Annotated in this window: 12 protein-coding genes and 5 tRNA genes; 1 reads left to right on the top strand and 16 read right to left on the bottom strand. The window is 28.3% G+C overall.

The features are described 5' to 3' along the window. Positions 1–19 precede the first annotated feature (19 nt). The 13 genes from VBM86_RS02005 to VBM86_RS01945 form a co-directional block, all read right to left on the bottom strand. Positions 20–2,518, bottom strand: a complete 2,499-nt coding sequence (locus tag VBM86_RS02005; RefSeq protein ID WP_323189700.1) for an MAG1360 family OppF-related protein — start codon at positions 2,516–2,518, stop codon at positions 20–22. Further along, positions 2,518–3,495 carry an ECF transporter S component gene (locus VBM86_RS02000; RefSeq protein ID WP_323189699.1) on the bottom strand — a complete coding sequence of 326 codons (978 nt, stop codon included), beginning with the start codon at positions 3,493–3,495 and terminating at the stop codon, positions 2,518–2,520. Before VBM86_RS02000 ends, VBM86_RS02005 begins: the two co-directional genes overlap by 1 nt. 108 nt (positions 3,496–3,603) lie before the next feature. Beyond that, entirely contained in the window at positions 3,604–4,926 is a 1,323-nt protein-coding gene (locus tag VBM86_RS01995) for an aldehyde dehydrogenase family protein (protein ID WP_323189698.1), read from the bottom strand. A gap of 383 nt (positions 4,927–5,309) precedes the next feature. Continuing rightward, positions 5,310–5,394: transfer RNA gene (locus VBM86_RS01990), tRNA-Leu, on the bottom strand. Positions 5,395–5,434: 40 nt separating this feature from the next. Next, positions 5,435–5,510, bottom strand: a tRNA-Thr gene (locus VBM86_RS01985). A 2-nt stretch (positions 5,511–5,512) separates the two neighbouring features. Further along, positions 5,513–5,588: transfer RNA gene (locus tag VBM86_RS01980), tRNA-Val, on the bottom strand. Between the two features lie 5 nt (positions 5,589–5,593). Continuing rightward, positions 5,594–5,669 (bottom strand) — tRNA-Glu (locus VBM86_RS01975). 5 nt (positions 5,670–5,674) lie between these two features. Then, positions 5,675–5,749, bottom strand: a tRNA-Asn gene (locus VBM86_RS01970). Positions 5,750–5,909: 160 nt separating this feature from the next. After that, the gene (gene pip, locus VBM86_RS01965) at positions 5,910–6,851 is read right to left on the bottom strand and encodes a prolyl aminopeptidase (RefSeq protein WP_323189697.1); all 942 of its coding nucleotides are present in this window, start codon (positions 6,849–6,851) and stop codon (positions 5,910–5,912) included. Continuing rightward, positions 6,841–7,887 carry a M24 family metallopeptidase gene (locus VBM86_RS01960; protein ID WP_323189696.1) on the bottom strand — a complete coding sequence of 349 codons (1,047 nt, stop codon included), beginning with the start codon at positions 7,885–7,887 and terminating at the stop codon, positions 6,841–6,843. The genes pip and VBM86_RS01960 overlap by 11 nt, the downstream gene beginning before the upstream one ends. 109 nt (positions 7,888–7,996) lie before the next feature. Then, positions 7,997–8,149, bottom strand: coding sequence for a 50S ribosomal protein L33 (gene rpmG, locus VBM86_RS01955; RefSeq protein ID WP_257088959.1), 153 nt, complete (start codon positions 8,147–8,149; stop codon positions 7,997–7,999). A 126-nt stretch (positions 8,150–8,275) separates the two neighbouring features. After that, on the bottom strand, positions 8,276–9,103 hold the full coding sequence (locus tag VBM86_RS01950; RefSeq protein ID WP_323189695.1) for a deoxyribonuclease IV: 828 nt from the start codon (positions 9,101–9,103) through the stop codon (positions 8,276–8,278). After that, positions 9,096–10,334, bottom strand: coding sequence for a potassium channel family protein (locus tag VBM86_RS01945; RefSeq protein ID WP_323189694.1), 1,239 nt, complete (start codon positions 10,332–10,334; stop codon positions 9,096–9,098). Before VBM86_RS01945 ends, VBM86_RS01950 begins: the two co-directional genes overlap by 8 nt. A gap of 248 nt (positions 10,335–10,582) precedes the next feature. Here VBM86_RS01945 and VBM86_RS01940 point away from each other — a divergent pair, with 248 nt between their 5' ends. Further along, positions 10,583–11,500 carry a hypothetical protein gene (locus VBM86_RS01940; protein WP_323189693.1) on the top strand — a complete coding sequence of 306 codons (918 nt, stop codon included), beginning with the start codon at positions 10,583–10,585 and terminating at the stop codon, positions 11,498–11,500. An 89-nt stretch (positions 11,501–11,589) separates the two neighbouring features. On the opposite strand, the gene VBM86_RS01935 is transcribed toward VBM86_RS01940, so the two are convergent. The 3 genes from VBM86_RS01935 to VBM86_RS01925 are packed head-to-tail and all read right to left on the bottom strand — an operon-like array spanning position 11,590 to position 16,930. Further along, positions 11,590–12,537 (bottom strand): ABC transporter permease, encoded by a 948-nt coding sequence (locus tag VBM86_RS01935; protein ID WP_323177316.1) that lies wholly within the window; start codon positions 12,535–12,537, stop codon positions 11,590–11,592. A 2-nt stretch (positions 12,538–12,539) separates the two neighbouring features. Beyond that, on the bottom strand, positions 12,540–14,678 hold the full coding sequence (locus VBM86_RS01930) for an ABC transporter permease (RefSeq protein ID WP_323189692.1): 2,139 nt from the start codon (positions 14,676–14,678) through the stop codon (positions 12,540–12,542). Then, positions 14,678–16,930 (bottom strand): ATP-binding cassette domain-containing protein, encoded by a 2,253-nt coding sequence (locus tag VBM86_RS01925; protein WP_323189691.1) that lies wholly within the window; start codon positions 16,928–16,930, stop codon positions 14,678–14,680. Before VBM86_RS01925 ends, VBM86_RS01930 begins: the two co-directional genes overlap by 1 nt. Between the last annotated feature and the right edge of the window lie 179 nt (positions 16,931–17,109).

Below are 17,109 nucleotides of genomic sequence, written 5' to 3'. Positions count from 1 at the left end.
TCAAAATACAAAGTTGTTTTTACAATTTTGTTTCTTCATCATAACTAAAGGCTAATTCTTCATTATTTTCATCATCTTCAGTTGTAGAAATTGAAGCTAAATTTTTATTATTAATAAGTTCATTATAGAGAGTTAAGTCTTCCAAAACTGGATTGTCTTTTTTCTCTCTAACACTTACTCCATGCGATGTAAGTAAAGCTTGCGATTCATTAAATACACTTACTAAATCTGGATTAACTAATGAAGTATGAGTCTGAGCTTCTCCTAAATCAATTGAACTTTCTACATTAACTGTTTGAATAACATGAGTTCAGGTTTGAAATTCTTTAAGAGTACAGTAAACATAATGATCTAAATTATCATCAATAGAGAATGAGTTTCTTTTAACAAATGACTCAACATAACTTGAGTTTGTTTGAGAATTAAGTGATTGAATTTTACCTTCAATAAGCATTTTAACAAGTGGCGAAACGGTTTTGTCAAATACTTTAGAAACTCTTCCTCACTCAAGAACTTGAGTATCATCAAAGAAGTAAACATAATCACAGCTATTTTTGATAAATTGAAGATCATCTGTGATGATAATAATATTCATATTATTTGCATTAGCAAATTTGAAAAGAACTCTATAGAATTCATTTCTAGCTTCAGGAGCAATTGTTTTTATGTCATCAGAGATGAATAAAAACTTAATTTCATCCAATGCAAATTTTGTAATTTTAAGTTTGATTTTATCCAATGTATCTAGAGTTTTGTATTTATCTAAATACTTGTGGTGTGTGATTGCTGAGTTTTCAAATGTTTCGACAAATTTAAACATTGCACTTAAATCTTTAACAAACTCAAACTTAGGTGCTGTAGTCGTTTTAGAAAAATCAATTAAATCTGATAACATCTTAGAAACTCAAGTGCTTTTCATTAAAAATTTAATATTAGCAAAACTATTTAATGCTTTTGTTAAGTTTTCCGAATTATCATTTTTAAATACAACAGAAAGTTCAGATACTGTTTTGTCTAACATTTTTTCAATCTTTTTATAACTTGCATTAAATTCTTGGAGCTTCCTGTCTTTATTTTTAATAAGATTCTTAAACAATCTTTCTTGAGTATTTGTTTCTCACTCTAATTCAGCATTTGCAAGTTGAATCGTTTGACTAAAATCATGAACTATAACTTCATTTTTATAACTTGATATATAGTTAAAACGTTTAGATTGAATAGTTTTAATTATTGCTTTATTGCTACTAATTTGATTTTTAATAAACTCAAAATTACTTTTTGATTTACTAATAAATCTATTGATATTGATATCAAATTCCCTAGAAATAAAACTCTTAATCCTACTTACGGTTGTATTTTTATATTTATTTCTGATATCACCAAAGTTTTTATTGATGAAAATATTGACTTCAGACTCAATTTGTGATTTAAGGTGTTCTAAATCTTCTTTCTTCAAGAATCTAAGATTTCAATAATTCTGTTCTCAAAGTTTTAGCTCTTGTTTTTTAATTAAAATATCTTTTATACAATCAAAATATTCAGGACTTTTAAAGACTGCAATTCTTGATTGAATTTCAAAAACATTAATTTGTTTTTTAATTTGTTTAATAGTTGAAAAAATGTATTTCCGAGAATAAGCTTTGAGTTGTTCTTTATATTCTTTGTAAAATGCAATCTCAAACTTTAAGTCTCTAATTTTGAGATCGTTTTCTACTTTTGCAATACTTGTGCTGTTAATCTTTTCAATAAATTCAAGTTTGTATTCACTTTCTTGAATTTTAGTTTTTTTATCACTTAATGCATTATTTTCGACGTTGTTTAAGACATCTATAAATTCTTTTGAAACTAATTTAAATAAATCAATAAAGATTTTAAATAAGTTTTTATTAAACTCATTTGCAATGAAAAATATGTTTCCTAATTGAACTTCTTTGTTTTGTTTATCATTTTTTAGAAACGCCTCTTTAGCAGCATCGAAAAAGTGTGATAAGTCACCGTTGAAGTTATCTGAAAGTTCGCTAAAGTGACTAATGAAATCACTTATGTGTCCATATGTTAGGTTTTTTAGTGGGTGAGCAAATTGCTCATAAACTTTTTGTTCTTTTAAAAGCTTATCTTTATTCTTAACAACTGATAAACAACTAAGTCAAATATCTACTAAAGGAATGTTGTTATCATCGTCATCACTAATATCAAGAAGGTCAAAATAGTCACTAATATAATCTAAATCTTTCATTCTATTTGTGAAATCATTAGTATTATCGTATCTATCTGCTTCATCAATTAATTTATTGTAGTTATATAGGGTTAAAAATGAATTCTTGTCCTTAAGTTCAAAGTTTCTAACTTTTTTATAAGTTAAATTTTTGTTATCTTTAGAAATATAGAAGGCTGTTTTTGAATTAGAATAGATTTTAATTTCAGGAATAGAAATAGAAGAGTAAGGCCATTTATCTTGCTCCTCACTCTTTTTTATAAAGATATTTGAAATTGTTAATTGAAGATCTTTATTTTTCATTAGTATCCTAATTTTGAATTTTTCTTAATCAACTTAATAATGATTGAATATGAATAGTAAATAACAAAAACGTTAAATCAAATCTTAACAGGACTGGAAATAATATGTTGGGTTATTCATAAGAAAATATCTTTTGTTTCTCCATTTCCTAAACTCATATTATCCCCAAGAGATAAAATTGGTATATTAATAAGTTCCAAGAAGGCAGAGAACACTATGATCGGGACAAATATTAAGAAACGCTCAACCCTCATTTTGAATCTTGCGACAATTATGAAAATAAGTAATAACGACATCCCTGTGATCATTAAAGCAAGTAATGCTCAACGATTTGGAATTAAACCTTTTTCAATATATTTATCTGGAACTCAAAAACCTACATAGTAAGTTATTATAATAATTACCAATGATATTAAAAAGACTGCTGCAGTGGTATAAACATTCTTTAAGATGTCTTTTGAATTATCATCTCTAATGAATGCTCTTTTTGAATTAAGTTTAATTAACTTATCTCCAACTTTAATAGCTTTTTCCATAGTAGCTTCATTTTTAGAAAGCTTTCTATATTTTTGAGCTAATAAAGTAATTTTAATTGAAATTCTTTCAAGTCTATATTCCTTACTGAAAGCATATTGTAAAAACGACACAAAGTAAAGTCCAAAAATACCTGAAATAAGACCATTAATAGCTGTTGCTAGAGTGTACATTGGGTTATAACCAACAGGTGGAACAAAAAGTAACGATAATAAATCTGACACAACACCAACAAAAACTCCAATGACAGGTCCAAAAACAAAACCTGTGATTTTTACAGGTAATCCTATAAATGAAAATTTGAATGATGGAATATTAACAATAGGCATTAACTGAGCTGCAACAACGGTAAAGCTAACTGATATAGCAATCAAGATGGCTATAAAAACCATATTCTTAATAGTTCATTTACGTAATAGTCCTCACTCCGATAATGACGACATAAGCTTAGCTGTTACCTTTGTTTTCATATTATTAATTTTATAATAATTCCTATTTATTAAATTATTAATTTAATAAATAAAAAAGACCTATCTAGTAGGTCTAAATGTCTAATATCATTTATTGAAAAATTGAAGTAGCTTGAGTATTTTTGGTTTATTTTGCAATATCTTTAAAGTTCTCTTTTCTTTATAGACTTGTGTTTTACAAATTATAGCTTTTTTGTGTGTGAATGTATTAAAACCAGCTTTACCTCTATACTTACCAATTCCACTTTTACCTCTACCTCCAAATGCTAAACGTCTATTTTGTAGTTGTAAAAGTATGTCGTTTATTACTATTGATCCAGCTTTAATTTCATTAGTTACTTTATTAATTTCATAACTATTTCTCGTGAACAAGTAAGCTGTTAATGGTTCAGATTTTGAATTTACAAATTTAACTGCATCATCTAACTCATTAAAAGTAATAATAGGCAACAATGGTCCAAAAATTTCTTCAGACATAACTTTCTGAGTTGTGTTATCTGATAATTCTAAGATATTTAAATCAAATTGTAATGTTTCTTCATTCCTTTTAGCTTGTGGTGCTAATTTAACTAATCTATCATAATGTTCCTTATTTACAATTCTTGCAATATTCTCATTCATCGCATTTTTTTCTTTAAAAATGGAATGGTATGAATTGTTAATTTCCCGAATTAACTCTTCTTTTTTCTCTTTATGCACTAATACATAATCGGGTGCAATGCATGTTTGACCTGCATTAAGCAATTTTCCTAAAACCAATTTGTTAGCCGCTTCTTCCATATCTGCTGTGTATCCAACAATAAGAGGTGATTTTCCACCCAATTCCAATACACATGGAATTAATAATTCAGCAGCTTTTTTGTAATAAATTTGTCCAACTTTTTCTGAACCTGTAAAGAAAATAAAATCAATCTTATTTTCAGAGTAAATTTGCTCAACTATTTCCTTGTCTCCTTCATAGATTTTAACTTGTGCACTATTGAAAACACTTGTTAAAATCTTTTTGACAACTTGATTCGTGTTAGGACATAATTCAGATAATTTCAATATTACATTATTACCTGCTCCTATTGCATTAATAACAGGAACAAGAGATAAATTGAATGGATAATTTCAAGGACATACAATTAGAACATTCCCGTATGGTTCACTTTTTATGTATGTCTTGCTGTAAAAAGTCTGAATTGAGTTTGTTACTCTTTTATTTTTTCATCATCTTTTTAGCTTTCTAATATATAAATTAAGTTCATTTAAAACTTGACCTACTTCAGTAGCTTCAGCTTCTAAGGGATTTTTATTTAAATCTTTTTTGAGAGCCTCATAAATTAGTTCTCTGTTGTTTAATATTTCTTCTTTAAGCTTTTTTAAATTTGATTTTATTTCCTTAATTTCGTGTTTATACATAACTATTATTTTACTTTATTTTATGATCATAATAAATAGCTTTTACATAGTGTACAAGATGTAAAAAAATAAAAAGCCACTTCAGTAAAGTGGTTGAATTAAATTAGAAAAGCAAATATTTTTTCATTTTGTTTATTTAGAAAATAATCTTACTAATTAAATATCATAATTTGTCATAATTACTTCCTGAACTGTACCTCTACGATGTGATTTTGAGTTGATACCTCTTTTCGCATCAATCACATGAATATTAAAAATCATCATAGTGACCATATTGTAATAAATTGTATGTTTTAATTCACATATTTACATGAAATAAAAAAATCACACATTTTGTTGCGTGATGACTTATTCGACTATTTTTTATTAAAACAATATTTTAATGGTGCGCGAAGAGGGACTCGAACCCTCATACCGTAAGGCACTAGAGCCTAAATCTAGCGTGTCTGCCAATTTCACCATTCGCGCATATTTTTAGTGCTGAAAGGCATAAAAAAAGCACCATGCTTGGTGCCGTCTATAGGACTCGAACCTACGACCTACTGATTACAAGTCAGTTGCTCTACCAACTGAGCTAAGACGGCAATGGTGGAAGATAAGGGACTCGAACCCATGACATTCGCCTTGTAAGGGCGACGCTCTCCCAGCTGAGCTAATCTTCCAAAAATGGCAGTCTGTACGGGGATCGAACCCGTGTATGCATGGATGAAAACCATGTGTGTTAACCGCTTCACCAACAGACCATAAATGGCGCCGATTATTGGGATTGAACCAACGACCAACTGGTTAACAGCCAGCTGCTCTACCGCTGAGCTAAATCGGCATTTTTGATTTGCTAATATATTATACATAAAAATTATTTTTTCAAAATTATTTTTATATTTTTTATTTCGGTATTTATTTGGTTCGAGACTATTATAGCACATTTTAATAAAGCGAATAAAAATTATTAAAAATCCAAGATAAGCATCTTGGAAATTGAATTATTTATATGTCTCTTTAAGTTCATTAAAGATTTGAATTAATTTATTTTTATTGTTTATATCCCATTGTGTGTGCCCGGCTTGTTCTATGAAATATAAGTTACAATTATCTAATTCTTTAGATAGTAAATAGGCACCAATAGGTCTTGTGTCAATATCATTTCTTCCGTGAACTATATCTGTTGGAATGTTTTTTATTTTGTGTGCTTTCTCTAATATATAGTTATCTGATGGTAAAAACGATTTATTGATAAAATAATGTGATTCCATTAATGAAATTTGATAATCATCTTCATCAGTTGATTCAAATAATTTAGGATTTATAGAAACAATTGATTCTTCTCATTTTGCAAAAGCTCTACCTGCTTTATATTTTTTTTCTAAATCATCACTAGTTAATAATGAATAGTATTTTTCTAAAATGCTATTTCCATTTACATCTTGTACATAGGAAGCAAATTCATTATGCTTCTCTGGATAGAAAAATGAAGCACCTTTTTCATAAAGAAAATCCACATCTTCTTGCCTTGCTAAGAAAATTCCACGTAAAACTAAATGTAATATATGTTCTGGATATTTAATTGCATAAGCTAAAGATAAAGTCGTTCCTCAACTACCGCCAAATAGCATCATTTTATTTATGTTTAAGTGCTCTTTGAGTTTTCTTATATCTTCAATTAATTCGTTAGTATTGTTTTTTTGAAGTTCAAATCTAGGTTTAGATTTACCACAACCTCTTTGATCGAACATAATAACTTTATAGAAATTTAGATCAAAGAATTCAAGTGATTTAAGTGAACTTTGACCACCTGGTCCACCATGTATTATAAAAACAGGTAATCCATCTGGATTACCGCTAACACTGAAATAAATTTGATGGATAGAATCTACTTGTAAATATCCATCATGATTTATTTGTGAATTATTGTTATTATTGTTCATTTGGTCTTGAAAATACATAGTGACCATTTTCAGTAACTAGAACATCATCTTCGATTCTAGCGCCACCTAAACCTTCAATGTAAATTCCGGGTTCAACTGTAATAATCATTCCAGGTTCCAAAACAGTTTGTGAATGAGGTGAAACTGATGGTCATTCGTGAACATCAATTCCTAATCCGTGTCCTGTTGAATGTAAGAAGTAATCTGCATATCCTTTTGAAGCAATGTAATCTCTACATACTTTATCAACTTCACAAGCTTTAATACCAGGTCTTACAGCTTTTCTACCTGCTGCAGCAGCTTCTTTAACAATGTTTAAGATTTCAAGTGCTTTTGGATTTTTAACTTTATCTTCTCCACCTAAAACTCATGTTCTTGTAATGTCTGCTGTATATCCTTTATATTTAGCACCGAAGTCAACTTTAAGTAATTCACCTTCCTCTAGAAGTTTATCAGTTGTATGGTGGTGTGGTTCGGCTGACGATGAAGCTGTTGCAACTATTTCATCAAATCCTTCTTTATCTCCACCGTGTTTCTTAAGTAAATAATTTAAATAAGCTCCAGCTTCTTTTTCTGAAATACCTGGTTTAACTCATTGTTTAAATTCTTCAAGAGCTGATAGAGAAATATCAATTACTTTTTGCATTAATTTAAGTTCTTCAGCTGATTTAACAATTCTTAAATCTTGAGCATCAACTCATGAAATTTCTTCAGGTTGCACCATTGATACAATTCTGTCTTGAACTTCTTTTGTTAAGTAGTTTTTTTCCAAAATAATTTTCTTGAAGTTTCTTTTATCAAATCACTCTTTCATTGAGTTTCCTTTGATTAAAACAATATCAACATTTTTAGCGTGCTTTGTTGCGTATTCAATGTATCTTCCATCAACGAATAATGTTGCTTTATCTTTTTCAATTGCAATATATCCATCTGATGTTTGAACGTGTGCATATCATAATCTTGTTTGAGGTGCTTCTGAAATTAAAACTTCAGCTCCTGTTTCTTCAAACATTTGATCTAGTCTTCTTCTGTCCATAGTTTCCTCCTATTGATTGTTAATGATTTAATAATTATAAAACTTTTATGTATTTTAAATAAAAATCTAGCAGATGCTAGATTGGAAATTATTATAGAGAAAAATGTGACTATTTCTTTTCTCTGTGTGTTTTGTGAGCGTTACATTTTGCGCAAAATTTAAGTAACTCAATTTTTTCAGGGTGTGTTTTTTTGTTTTTCTTTGAAATGTAGTTTTCCATTTTACATTCAACACACACTAATGTGAAACCTTCTCTAGCCATTTTTTCTCCTTTACATTGAATGAAAATTAATATTTATAAATATTTTTATATATTATAAACTATAACTGAAAAATACAAAAAGTATTTAAGTCCAATAATTAAGTGTTATTTATTAACTTTAAATTATTACTTTTCTAATAATCAAGCAATTTCTTCTTTATAAATTGGTCCAGTTTCTGGAACTGGTGTTTCAAGGATAATTGGGATATTATCAAAATCGGGATCATGAACAAATTGTTTTAATGTTTCATATCCAATTGCTCCCTTACCAATATTTGCGTGCCTATCTTTATGCGAAGCAATTTCGTGTTTCGAATCATTTAAATGGATAACCTTAACTCTCTTAAGTAAATCTCATTTGACCAATTCTTTTTTAAATTCTTCATATTCTTGAAGATTATAACCTGCATCTCACATATGACAAGTATCTAAACAAACTTGAACTCTATCTGAGTTAACTCATTTAAGAATATAAGCAATTTGTTCAAAATCAACACCAATTTCAGTACCTTTTCCAGACATTGTTTCAATACAAATAACAACATTATTTGTATTTTTAATTATTTCATTTAAAGTGTCAATTAATGTATCTAATGCTTCCTCAGTTGGGTGTCCAACTGCTGCACCAGGGTGTAGAACTAAATATTTGAATCCTGCTTTTTCCATTCTTTGAACTTCTTGAATTAAGAAATCTTTAGCAAAAGTTGATTTTTCTGGATTGGCAGGATTAACAATATATGGTGCATGAACAATAATACCTTCTTTAGGGATAATTGAAGAAAACTCTTCTTCATATTTTTCTAAATTGTATTTAGATACATCAACCCTGTTTGTGTTTTGGGGTGCTCCTAAATAAATCATAAAAGTATTAGCGCCATAACTGATAGCTTCCTGACCTGATGCATATAAATAATTTGGGGCTTTAAATCCAATGTGTGATCCTAATTTAATCATTTTGTTCCTTCCGAGTTTCTTGTGTATTTTGTGAGTTTTCTACTGAAGTTGTTGCAGGTTCATCAGATTCTGATTGATTTGTTTGATTATCAGCATCATCTGATTTTTTTCTAAATCCAAATCTTGATTTTTTGTTACCTGTAGTTGAAATATGTTTTTGCATTTCTACTAAAAATGCCCCGGCAATAAGACCTGATGGAATAGCAATAATTGCAACAGACATTAATGATAAGAATGAAATAATTCCTCTTGTTATAGATGCATGAGGTGTAAAATCACCATAACCAATTGTTGTTAGTGTAATTGTTACATAGTATAAAGATGAACCAAATGTAGTTACGTAACCTGATTCTAGACCTAAAAATCCATCCATATAACCAATAATATTGTCATTTGGTAAATCTGCATAACTTACTGATGATAAATAATCAAAGATAACCACAGCTTTATCATGAGATGTTGTTGCGCCTTGTATTCTTTGAATGTATTCTTGATTATTAATTTCTTTGAAATACTCTAAATTAAATGTTTGATCTCATTTGTGATCAATGATGTATTGAATTTGAGATTGTTTTAAGTGGTTTTTTTCATTGTTTCAAATTAATAAAGCGAATAAGAAAATTAAAATAAGGATTAATATAAAAATGTAAGTTAATATCTGTCTTTGTTTTTTAAACACATTAATAATAATTTGGAATGGTGCAAATAATGTTAAAACAAAGAAGAAACGGATAATTTTAAATACGTTAAATGATTTAAATAAATGGAAAACTTTTGCTGTTTCATTTTTGTTATATGCAATTTCCTCTGATGTAGGCATAAGAAAACTGATTGCATAGAGTGAAGCTAAAATACAGAATAAAATACAAATTCCATTGAATGAAAAAATATACTTAAGTACGATTTTTCAGACTTTAGTCTTTCCATCTGTATATAAATACTTGTAAGTAATAAAATGTAGAAAGTAATCTACTATAAATATAAAGAATGTGACGACTTGGACAACAACTAAAAAACGATCAAAATGAGCTTTATTAGGTCCTTCTTTCACTGTAATCAGTGAAAAGAAAGAAACTAAACAAGCAAATGTTATTATAGCTGCATAAATGTATGAAAAAAGTTTAATTCTCTTAGAATATGGAGATAAATTATCATCATAATTTGAGTTAGATCAAATAATATCAGCCAGTCCTTTTCACGTATTTTTACTTAAATTTCTTATCTTAAACATAATTTAATATTTTATATAGTTTTTTACAAATTTAAACATATTAGTTAGCCGGATATTTAAACATACAATTAACTTTTTTAAAGTTTTCACGAATGTGAAAAAAATAAAATATTTTCTTATTAAAAAGTGATACATAATCTTGATAAGGTATATAAGCAGGGTATATTAAATAAATCGAAAATAATATTTTTTAGAAAGGTTATCTTATGTTTAAAAAATGAATTAAAAAAAATATTTTTTCCTATATTATGGTTTCCACAATAGCAACAGCATCTGTTGGTGGTGTATCAGCAATCGCAGCAACTGCAATACCGTTAAAAACAAAAGTTAAAAAAATTGATTATAATGCATTTTTAAGTAGCGAAGATACTTGACTATCAACCAATGACACAGGCGAAGAATATTTACATGCAAATAACTCTGGAACAATTACTGGATTTGGAAAAATAAATTACACCGCTCTTGTTGAGACTACGAAAAATATACAAAACCTAACTATACCAATACGTGATGATAAATATAAAACTTATGTTTTTCCAAGCGATTCTAAATCAGTTACTATTAATTTAGTAAATCCTGCACAAAATTATGATTATAGTAAGCACAATAGATTTCCACAGTTTTTAAAAAGAAATGATAATCAATCAGGAATCCTTCTTGCATTTAACATTTCAAAAACAAAAATTACTCATAATCTTAAAGTATCTCTTGAATGACCAGCCGTGGACTATGGTTGTGGATTAAATAGAGATGAATTAAATCAATTTCTTAAAGAAACTGGAATGGATATTGAGGATATTAGATTGTTCTTAACTGATTTCTTTGATATGAAAGTTCTATTAAGTGAAAATGAACAATATAATAATGAGTGAGTCTCAAATCACGAGTGAAATACAAGTAAAGGAATTGACACGAATATCGAAACAGTCAAAATACCTGATCATATAGTTGCTAATAATAAAAAGTTTTATGTACAACTAATTGGAAAACTTAAAACACCTCATAAAGCGTTAGAAAAATATAAATATGAAAAAGGTTTATGAATAGCATTATACTTAATGAAAATAAGGGTAGTTATAGCAGGAGAGAATGACAAGGCAAACACAGAGTATTTAGATGATGAATATGAATATGAATATGATGAAGAAGAGGAGGAGGATAGATAATATTAATTAGCTAAATATGAAATAAAAAAATAGTGAACAAGCAAATTAAACTGTTCACTATTTTTATAATTTTATTTTTTGATATTGATCTATCTTTTTGATTTATCATATGGGATACCAGCAGCGGCTGGACCTGATGATGATTTTGATATAAATATCATAACAAATAGAGTAATCACATATGGTACTGCTTTAACTAATTCTGAATATTTCTCTGCTTTAATATAACTTACACCAAATGATGATACTGAAATCATAATTGAAAATAGAAGTGATATAACTACAGCGATTGATATTCTTCATCTTGACACAATCATAATAGCCAATGCTAAGAATCCTAAACCTTCAACATCTTTTGTAATTGAGAAAGGTCCTTGGAAACTTTGAGCATAAAATGTTCCGGCTAAACCTGCAACCATTCCAGCTAAAATAACTGCTTGTCATTTAATTTTATTAACATTGATACCAGCAACATCAGCTGCTTGTGGGTTTTCACCAATTGCTCTAAATCTTAAACCTCATTTAGTTTTTCTTAAGGCAAATCAAGAAGCAAATGCGATGATTAGAGTTGCAAATGTTTTGAATGATACTATATTTTGATACTCACCTAAAGATGAACTTAAAGCTAACTCAGATCTACCATAATAAGTTGCAGTTTGTCCTTCTTTTTGTATATCAAGAATAAATAACATTAAAATACATGCAATACCTGTTGCTAATAATCCCATAGCAAACCCTGAAATTGTTTGGTCTGATTTTAATTTAATTGTAGCTAAACCAAATAATAATGCAAATAATGCTGATGCACCTACAGATAATAATGTTAAAGGAATTTGTCAAAGCATTGATGTTTGCTCTTTGTGGAAAATAAAATCTGTTAATATAACACTAAACATAACATACATTATGGCCCCAAATATCATGAAACCATTAATTGCAATGTTGACGATCCCTGCTCTTTCTGAGAAAATTCCTGAAATAGAACCTAATAAAAGAATGCAAAAGAAGAATACTGCATATGAAACAATTAATTCCATAATTATTTAGCTCCTTCCATTGATTTTGATTCTTGAATTCTTAAAACTCTATTGTCTCATGGTTTTATAATGTATTTATTTACAAAATCATTATAAATTTTCTCTCTAATTTCTCTATAAACTAATTTTCTTGAACGTTTAAGAGCTTTTGATTTTTGAACATAAGATTGATACTCATCAACACCTAAATCAGTTCTAGCTTTTTGTAATGCAAATTTCTCTTTTGAAATTTCATCATAAATAGTCATTTTTGACTCGACTGATTGACCTTTTAAAGTAAGAATTAAATTCGCAACTCTCGCTTCATAAGCCTTTTCATATCTTGCAAATACTTGAAGTTTTTCTTTTGAATATCTACGTAAAATCTTGATTTCATCCTTAATTGATGTGTTGTAAATTTTTGATTTTAATTCTAGAATTTCAAATTCTAACTTCTTAACTTCATTCGCAGTTTCTTCAGATATTTTTAATTTATTAACTCTTAGCTGACCATCATACTCATTTTTAGCATATAATCTTCAATCAGCATTTGCTTTTTCTTTAGCTAAGTATAAAGCTCATAAATACGCTTTTGAAGTTTCATCTAATTCTTTTACATGTTCATTTATTGATCAGTATTCATAGAATTTATCTATTTGTTTTTCATAGAATTTAGCAAATGTAAAGCTTGAAAGTGTGTCTTGTAATTTTTGTTTTTGTGTTTTTTTGTATTCTTTTAATTTAACAGATAATTCTGCAATTTGAGCTTTTGTTTCTTTAACCATTTGTTGATATTGTAATAGTCATTCTGAATAATATGATTTGCATTTTTCATCAATTTCTTCTTTTGTCATATCAGGATCCGAAGAAATTAAATTTTCTGCATATAAAGCTCTTGCTTTATTTCAAGATTTTTTAATATGAGATCTTGATCTTAAATTATGATAAATAGAAAAGTTTTCTCAGTATTCTCTATGACACATTAGAATAATTTGTTTTCATACATAACGCATTGGTCTAAATTTATAGAACATAATAGATAATGCTGACATAAATATAATTATCCCTGTGATAATTGGGAAGAAATCTTTTGATACTTTTGGTCCTATCTCTGTAACTGAGAATGAAGCTTGTCCACTTCGTATCATTCCACATAGGAAACCAGTAGCAAGAACACCAAATGGATTATTAAGAGCAACAAGAGCAATTGCTATGGATTCAAAACCAATAGCTAAAGGAGCTTGTGGTTTAATAGCCACTTGTCTTGTGTATACAACAATGTAGAAGAACCCACCTAAACCAGCAAGAGCTCCTGCTATTGCCATTACACAAACAGTTACTGCCTTTTCATTTATTCCAACATATTTTGAGTTTGTTTTATTTAACCCAACCATTTTAATTTTGTACCCAAGTGTTGTTTTTGAATAAACAAATCAAATCGCTACTGCAATTACACAAACAAGTGTAATACCAATGTAAATAAATAATCTTTGAACATCAATCCCTAAGTCTCTACTTAAGTTAGTGAAAACTAACTTAGCAGTAGTACCTGGTTCCAGACCGATTCAATTTATATAATTAGGATCTGATTGAGGTATAAATACATCGTTTGAGAATGTGAAAAGTCAAATACCTAAAAATGTAACAATTCAGTTAAGAAAAATTGTTGAAATAACTTCATGAACATTAAAGTATGCTTTTAAAATACCCGGAATCGCACCAACCATAGCACCGATAATGACACTAATGAACATCATTCCTAATAAAAAGCTTAATGATAAATTCTTTAAATCAACTCTTGTACCAGCTAAAATAGCAAAGAATAATACACCAGGTAGCAACATCTGCCCTGAAACACCAATGTTGAATAATCCAGATTTAAATCCAATTGCTACAGAAAAACTCGCTAGTGCAAAGAAGATGAATAATAATAATGTATCGTTAAGAATATATTCACTAAAAGCAAACTCGAAAATATTTTGCACAAAAGTGAAAATTGTTGTTTCTGTTCCATCAGCAATACCTTTTAATCAGTAAATTACTGAAGCAAATAATAAACCAATTAAAACTGCTCAAAGAGATGAATAAAGTTTTCTTCTAGATGATTTTTTATCTTCAAGCATTAAATTTTCTTTAATTTTATTTGCTGTTAATGTGAACATTATTCACCTCCTTTCTTGTGAGCCATATAAACTCCAATTTCTGTTCTTGTAAGTTCTTTCGCAGGTTTCACAGCTAAAATTTCACCAGTGTTAATAACTGCAATTTTATCTGCCAATGATAAAACTTCATCTAATTCATATGAGATTAATAAGATAGCTTTACCTTCAGCTTTTTCTTTTAATATTCTTTCATGAATATTTTTGATAGCTCCAACGTCTAATCCACGTGTTGGTTGTAATATTAAAATGAAATCATGTGGTGAGTTCATTTCACGACCAACAATGAATTTTTGTTGATTCCCTCCTGAAAGAGATCTTGACATTGAGTATCCATTTCTTGCACCACGAACATCAAATTTTTCAATAATGTCTTCAGTTTCTCTTTGCATAGCTCTATTGTTTAAAAGTCCAGCTTTGCTGTATTTTTTATCTCAAAGTCTACGTAAAATTGAATTATTTTTAATGTTATAGTCAAGAACTAAACCGTGTTTATGTCTATCACTTGGTATGAATGAAAGACCTAATTTTGAAATATCATAAACTGATAATTCATTTATGACAAAGTAATCATCATTAATAACTTTTTTCTCATTTGTATCTGATAAGTAGAAATATGTAAGTAATCCACTCACTATAAATGCAAACATCAATACACTAAACATAATCATTAGTCCTAGTGCTACAAGTGGAACAGTAGCTAACAATGAAATTAATGATGTGATTGCTAATGCTGAAGCAGAAGCAATACCAAATGATATTAAAATAACAAATAATTTATTACGTTTGATTAATTTAGCATGCTCATTTTCAAACTTTAATAATTTATTCACTTTCAATAAAACAGTAGTGATAATACTTAAACACAACACAATAATTGAAGAAGCTAATGCCACTACTATTGATGTATTTGTTGATGTAAACACTAATGCAGCAAATAGCACAGCGAAGCCAGAAACTAAACCTAATACTAGGAATAGTATTTTAAAAACTAACAGCTGTCTTTTGCTCATTTGCTTTTGAAAACTAGTTTTTGCAAAAATAGTTTTTTCTTTAAATTTTGGTCCATATATTGAAAATAAAATCAACATAAGAAGGATTATGCTGAAAGAAATCGCTAATCCTCCACCGATATTCATAATAGCTTTTGTTGAATCAGATTGGTAATTAGCTGCAGCTAATAAACCTAAACCTGAGTATAAGAATACAAATAATGAAATCAATAACATAATTATATTTTTTCTTGTTTTTGATTTTTGTATTAATTGCATTCTTTCTTTAACAAGTGGTGTCTTTTTATAAAGAACTTGACCTGTTGTCGGTTTTATCATTCCACTAACAACTTTTTCTAAGTCAGTTTGTCCATTACCTTCAACTCCGGCAATAGCAACAATTTCACCACTTCTAATTTCTAAATTAACATTTTTCAATGGTTTTTCACCATCTGTAGAAACGTTATCTAATTTGAAAACAACTTCATTTTGTGATGTATCTGAATGTTCATTTCTAACAATTTCGACATCACCACCAACCATACGGTTAGCCATTTCCTCAATAGAAACATCTGCTACTTTGAAGTTTCCTACAACCTTACCGTGTCTTAAAACTGTCGCATTATCAGCAACTTCCTTAATTTCGGCAAGTTTGTGAGAAATAAATAAAATTGTTTTACCTTGTTCCCTGAATAATTTGAATGTATTCAATAGACCTTGAATTTCTTGGTCTGTTAAAACAGCAGTTGGTTCATCAAAAATTAAAATATCTGAATCACGATATAACATTTTCATAATTTCAACTTTTTGTTGAGTTGCAACTGTTTCTTTACCAGTTAACCTGTTTAAATCAAAATGCAAATCAAACATTTCTTGAATTGTTTTGATTTTTTCAATAGCAGGTTTGAAATCAATAACTCTAGTAAATTTATTTCTATCCTCAGCTCCTAAAACAATGTTTTCAAGGTTTGTATATACATCAACAAGTTTAAAGTGTTGGTGCACCATACCAATACCTAATCTATTAGCATCATTAGGACCTTTGATTAAAACTTCTTTTTCATTTACTTTGATAATTCCTTCATCAGGTTCATACAACCCGAATAATATAGACATTAAAGTACTTTTTCCGGCACCATTTTCACCAATTAAAGCGTGAACTGTACCTTTTTCTACTTTAAAGCTAATATTCTGGTTAGCCTTAATAGAACCGAAAGATTTAGAAATATTATCAAACTCTATTGCATAAAAGTTTTGTTTCATATCTTTCCTTGTGTTTTTAATATATTAAAAAAATAAATAATAGAATTTAATGTCTATTATTTACATTTTAATTATATATTTTTTATTCTTAATTTTATGATTTAGTGTTTTCTCTTTTATTACAAGGAGGTAGGTATAAAAATAAAAAGGATACCAAAATTAGGTACCCTTTAAAAAAT

Origin of the sequence: Mycoplasma sp. 21DD0573 (genome assembly GCF_034863425.1) — a bacterium.
Classification (GTDB): Bacteria; Bacillota_I; Bacilli_A; order Mycoplasmatales; family Metamycoplasmataceae; genus Mycoplasmopsis.
The sequence above is the reverse complement of the archived record's forward strand: the minus strand, read 5'-3'. Positions and strand labels throughout refer to the sequence as shown.